The 4,311-nt window shown below is 71.7% G+C and carries 5 protein-coding genes and 1 pseudogene; all 6 read left to right on the top strand.

The genetic code is table 11. The features are described from left to right. A partial coding sequence (gene flhF, locus CSC68_RS15650) for a flagellar biosynthesis GTPase FlhF (RefSeq protein WP_162204523.1) occupies positions 1-1,001 on the top strand: 1,001 nt, incomplete at its 5' end. After that, entirely contained in the window at positions 988-1,872 is an 885-nt protein-coding gene (locus CSC68_RS15645) for a P-loop NTPase (RefSeq protein WP_425501269.1), read from the top strand. The genes flhF and CSC68_RS15645, both read left to right, overlap by 14 nt. Next, on the top strand, positions 1,869-2,612 hold the full coding sequence (locus CSC68_RS15640; protein WP_162204521.1) for an RNA polymerase sigma factor FliA: 744 nt from the start codon (positions 1,869-1,871) through the stop codon (positions 2,610-2,612). The genes CSC68_RS15645 and CSC68_RS15640 overlap by 4 nt, the downstream gene beginning before the upstream one ends. Before the next feature lie 33 nt (positions 2,613-2,645). After that, the gene (gene cheY / locus CSC68_RS15635; RefSeq protein WP_162204520.1) at positions 2,646-3,038 is read left to right on the top strand and encodes a chemotaxis response regulator CheY; all 393 of its coding nucleotides are present in this window, start codon (positions 2,646-2,648) and stop codon (positions 3,036-3,038) included. Next, a complete protein-coding gene (locus tag CSC68_RS15630) occupies positions 3,035-3,673 on the top strand; it encodes a protein phosphatase CheZ (RefSeq protein ID WP_162204519.1) in 639 nt (212 codons plus the stop codon). Before cheY ends, CSC68_RS15630 begins: the two co-directional genes overlap by 4 nt. 2 nt (positions 3,674-3,675) lie before the next feature. Further along, positions 3,676-4,233: pseudogene (locus tag CSC68_RS15625) on the top strand (Hpt domain-containing protein); the annotation flags it as partial. Positions 4,234-4,311 lie beyond the last annotated feature (78 nt).

Below are 4,311 nucleotides of genomic sequence, written 5' to 3'. Positions count from 1 at the left end.
CCTGCCCCGGTGCCGAGACCGCGCCCGCTGCCCAGCCCCAGCCCCAGGCGCCGGCGCTGTTCGCGGTGCCCGCGCCCGTCCCGGCCCCGGCCGACGACGAGCAGCTGCGCTCCATGCGCGAGGAGCTGGCGCAGATGCGCTCGATGATCGAGCGCGAGATGCACCGCCTGACCGACGAGCGCCTGCGCGGCTCGCCGGTGCGCCTGGCGGCGATGGAGCTGATGGAGGATTACGGCTTCGACGCCGGGATCACCCGCGACATCGCCCTGGAGCTACCGGCCGACACTCCGCTGCACCGCGGCCGCGGCCTGATGCTCGGCCTGATCTCGCGCCGCCTGCCGGTGTGCCCGGTCGACCCACTGGAGACCGGCGGCGTGATCGCCCTGGTCGGCCCGACCGGCGCCGGCAAGACCACCACCATCGCCAAGCTGGCGGCCCGCTTCGTGGCCGAGCATGGCCCGCGCGACATCGCCCTGGTCACCACCGACACCGCCCGCATCGGCGGCCGCGAGCAGCTGCACGGCTACGGCCGCCAGCTGGGCATCGCGGTGCACGAGGCCGACAGCGACGCCGCCCTGATCCAGCTGCTGCAGCGCCTGCAGGACTACCGCCTGGTGCTGGTCGACACCGCCGGCCTGGGCCAGCGCGACCGCGCCCTGGCCAGCCAGCTCAACTGGCTGCGCGCCGCCCGCAACGTCAGCACCCTGCTGGTCCTGCCGGCCAACCAGCATTACTCCGACCTGGACGAGGTCGTGCGCCGCTTCGGCCCGGCCCGCCCGCAGGGCGTGGTCCTGACCAAGGTCGACGAGACCGGTCGCCTGGGCAGCGCCCTGTCGGTGGTGGTGGACCACCAACTGCCGCTGACCTGGATCACCGACGGCCAGCACGTCCCGGAGGACCTGCACCGCGCCAACGCCGCCAGCCTGGTGCTGCGCCTTGAAGATCTGCGCCGCGCTGCCGATAAGCCGAACATCCCGGAGGCCGACCATGCCGTCGCCTGAGTCCCGCCCCGCCATCCCCAGCCCTGTCTTCCGCCCGATGAACCACGAACAGCTCGCCCCCGTCCGCAGCATCGCCATCACCGGAGGCAAGGGTGGCGTGGGCAAGACCAACCTCTCGGTCAACCTGGCCGCCTCGCTGGCGGCGCTGGGCAAGCGCACCCTGCTGCTGGACGCCGACCTGGGCCTGGCCAACGTGGACGTGCTGCTGGGCCTGTCCCCGCAGAACACCCTGGCCGACCTGGTCGCCGGCCGCTGCGAGCTGGACGAGGTGATCCTGGAGGGGCCCAACGGAATGCTGGTGGTCCCGGCCGCGTCGGGCCGCCGGCACATGGCCGAGCTGCAGCCGGCCCAGCATGTGGGTCTTGTCAATGTTTTCAATGACCTGCAGCGTGATCTTGATGTGCTGGTTGTGGATACCGCGGCCGGCATCACCGACAGCGTCCTGACCTTCTGCCAGGCCGCCCAGGACGCGGTGGTGGTGGTCTGCGACGAGCCGGCCTCGATCACCGACGCCTACGCCCTGATCAAGGTCCTGTCCCGCGAGCGCGGCGTGGACCGGGTCCAGGTGGTGGCCAACATGGTGCGCAGCCCGGCCGAGGGTCGCGGCCTGTACGACAAGCTGTCGCGGGTCTGCGAGCGCTTCCTCGGCGACGTCTCGCTCAATTTCCTCGGCGCGGTGCCGCAGTGCGACTGGCTGCGCATGGCCGTGCAGCGCCAGCGGGCCGTCGCCACCGCCTACCCGGCCAGCCCCTCGGCCCGCGCCACCGCCGAGATCGCCCGCCGCACCGCCCGCTGGCAGGCCCCGACCGCGCCGCGCGGCAACATCGAGTTCTTCGTCGACCGGATGATCCGGCAAGGCGCGGCCGCATGAACGCCGTCGCCGAATACCGCGCGGTGCGCGGCAACGCCGCCGACGAGGCCGTCGCCCGGCACGCCGACCTGGTGCGGCGCATCGCCCACCACCTGGCCGCGCGCCTGCCGGCCAGCGTCGAGGTCGACGACCTGATCCAGGCCGGCATGATCGGCCTGATCGAGGCCAGCCGCAGCTACGACCCGGACCAGGGCGCCTCGTTCGAGACCTATGCCTCGATCCGCATCCGCGGCGCGATGATCGACGAGATCCGCCGCGGCGACTGGGTGCCGCGCTCCGTGCACCGGCGCGCGCGCGACGCCGCCGCCGCGGTGCGCGAGATCGAGCAGGCCACCGGCCGCGCCGCCGCGCCGCAGGAAGTGGCGGCCAAGCTGGAGATGCCGCTGCCGGAGTACCTGCGCCTGCTCGAGGACGCCTCGCGCGGCCAGGTGCTGAGCCTGGACTCCCACGTGGAGGACCACGGCGACGTGCAGGTCAACAGCAACAGCCCCACGCCGCAGCAGGTGCTGGAGCGCGGCGACTTCGGGCGCGAGCTGGCCACGGCCATCTCCGGCCTGCCGGAGCGCGAGCAGCTGGTGCTGTCGCTGTACTACGAGCAGGAGCTCAACCTCAAGGAGATCGGCGCGGTGCTCGGGGTCAGCGAATCCCGGGTCTGCCAGATCCACGGCCAGGCCGTGCTGCGCCTGCGCGGCCGCCTGTCCCAGTACGAATCGCGCGACGCCGGTCTGGACGACGACTGAGCCCGCCCAAAGGCAACGCAAACGGAGCATGAAGTGAACAAGAACATGCGGATCCTGATCGTGGACGACTTCTCGACGATGCGACGCATCGTCAAGAACCTGCTCAACGATCTGGGCTACAGCAACACCGCCGAGGCCGACGACGGCCACACCGCGCTGGCGGCCCTGCGCGCGCAGCCGTTCGATTTCGTCGTCACCGACTGGAACATGCCGGGCATGACCGGCATCGAGCTGTTGCGCAACATCCGCGCCGATCCCAAGCTCAAGACCCTGCCGGTGCTGATGGTCACCGCCGAGGCCAAGCGCGAGCAGATCCTGGAGGCCGCGCAGAACGGCGTGAACGGCTACATCATCAAGCCGTTCACCGCGCAGACCCTGGAGGAGAAGCTCAACAAGATCTTCGAACGGCTGGCGGCGACGGCATGAGCACCACGGCATCCCCCGAGCGTGCGGCGCTGGTCCAGCGCCTGCACGATGCCCTGGACGCACTGGACCGAGGCGACGAAAGCGCGCTGCGCGCCGAGATCGACGCCCTGGCCGCCGCCCGCACCCGTCCGCTGGTGCAGGGCCTTGGCCGGCTGGCGCGCGAACTGAGCCAGGCCCTGGGCGAACTGCCGGAAGTGCCCGGCGCCGCCGACCATGGCGTGGAGGGCGTGGAGGGCGTGGAGCTGGACGACGCCTGCGCGCGCCTGGACCACGTCATCGGCATGACCGAGCAGGCCACCCACCGCACCCTCGACCTGGCCGACGAATGCCGCTCGCTGGTCGAAGGCCTGCGCGCCGAAGGCGTCACCGACGGCCAGGACCAGGTGCTCGACCACATCCGCCGCAACCTCATCGAGATCGCCCTGACCCAGAGCTACCAGGACCTGACCGGCCAGATCATCCGCCGCGTGGCCGGCATCGTCCGCCGCGTCCACGAGGGCTTCGGCGAACTGGGCCTGCCGCCGCGCGCCGAAGCGCGCGAACCGGCGCTCGCCGGCCCGGCCGTCGCCGGCCTGGACCGCCACGCGGTCAGCCAGGACGACGCCGACGCCCTGCTCTCGGACCTGGGACTGTAGACATGAGCGGTGTGACGCCGGAAATCGCAGCGGACTTCATCGTCGAGGCCCAGGAAATCCTGGACCGGCTGGGCGAACAGCTGGTCGAGCTCGAGCGCGCACCGCACGACTCCGAGCAGCTCAACGCGGTGTTCCGCGGCTTCCATACCCTCAAGGGTGGCGCCGGCTTCCTCGGCATCCACCCGATGGTCGAGCTGTGCCACGCCGCCGAGGAGACCCTGGGCGCCGCGCGTTCCGGCACCGCCGAGCTGGATCCGCTGCACTTCGACGCAGCCCAGCGTTCGCTGGACTGGCTGCAGGCCATGCTCGACGCCGTGGCCGCCGGTACCGATCCCGAACATGCCCCGCCGGAACTGATCGCGCAGTTCGCCCTGGTCACGACGCCCGCCCAGGCGCCGCAGCCCGTGGCGCAGGCCGCGCCCGCCCCGGCATCCGCGCCGGCCGGCGGCGACGACCTGATCACCGACGACGAGTTCGAGGCGCTGCTGGACCAGCTGCACGGCGGCGCCGCTCCCGGCGCGGCGCCCGTCGCGGCTGCCAAGCCGGCCGCGGCGCCGGCTCAGGACCCGTCTCTTATAAACATTATACACCACCACAAACCCCTGAGACTCTAGCATGCCGTCTTCTGCTTGCACGAA

The sequence above is a fragment of the Pseudoxanthomonas suwonensis genome, from assembly GCF_010093235.1.
GTDB classification, from domain to species: Bacteria; Pseudomonadota; Gammaproteobacteria; order Xanthomonadales; family Xanthomonadaceae; genus Pseudoxanthomonas; species Pseudoxanthomonas suwonensis.
Note: the sequence above shows the minus strand (reverse complement) of the source record. Positions and strands in the feature narration are given on the sequence as shown.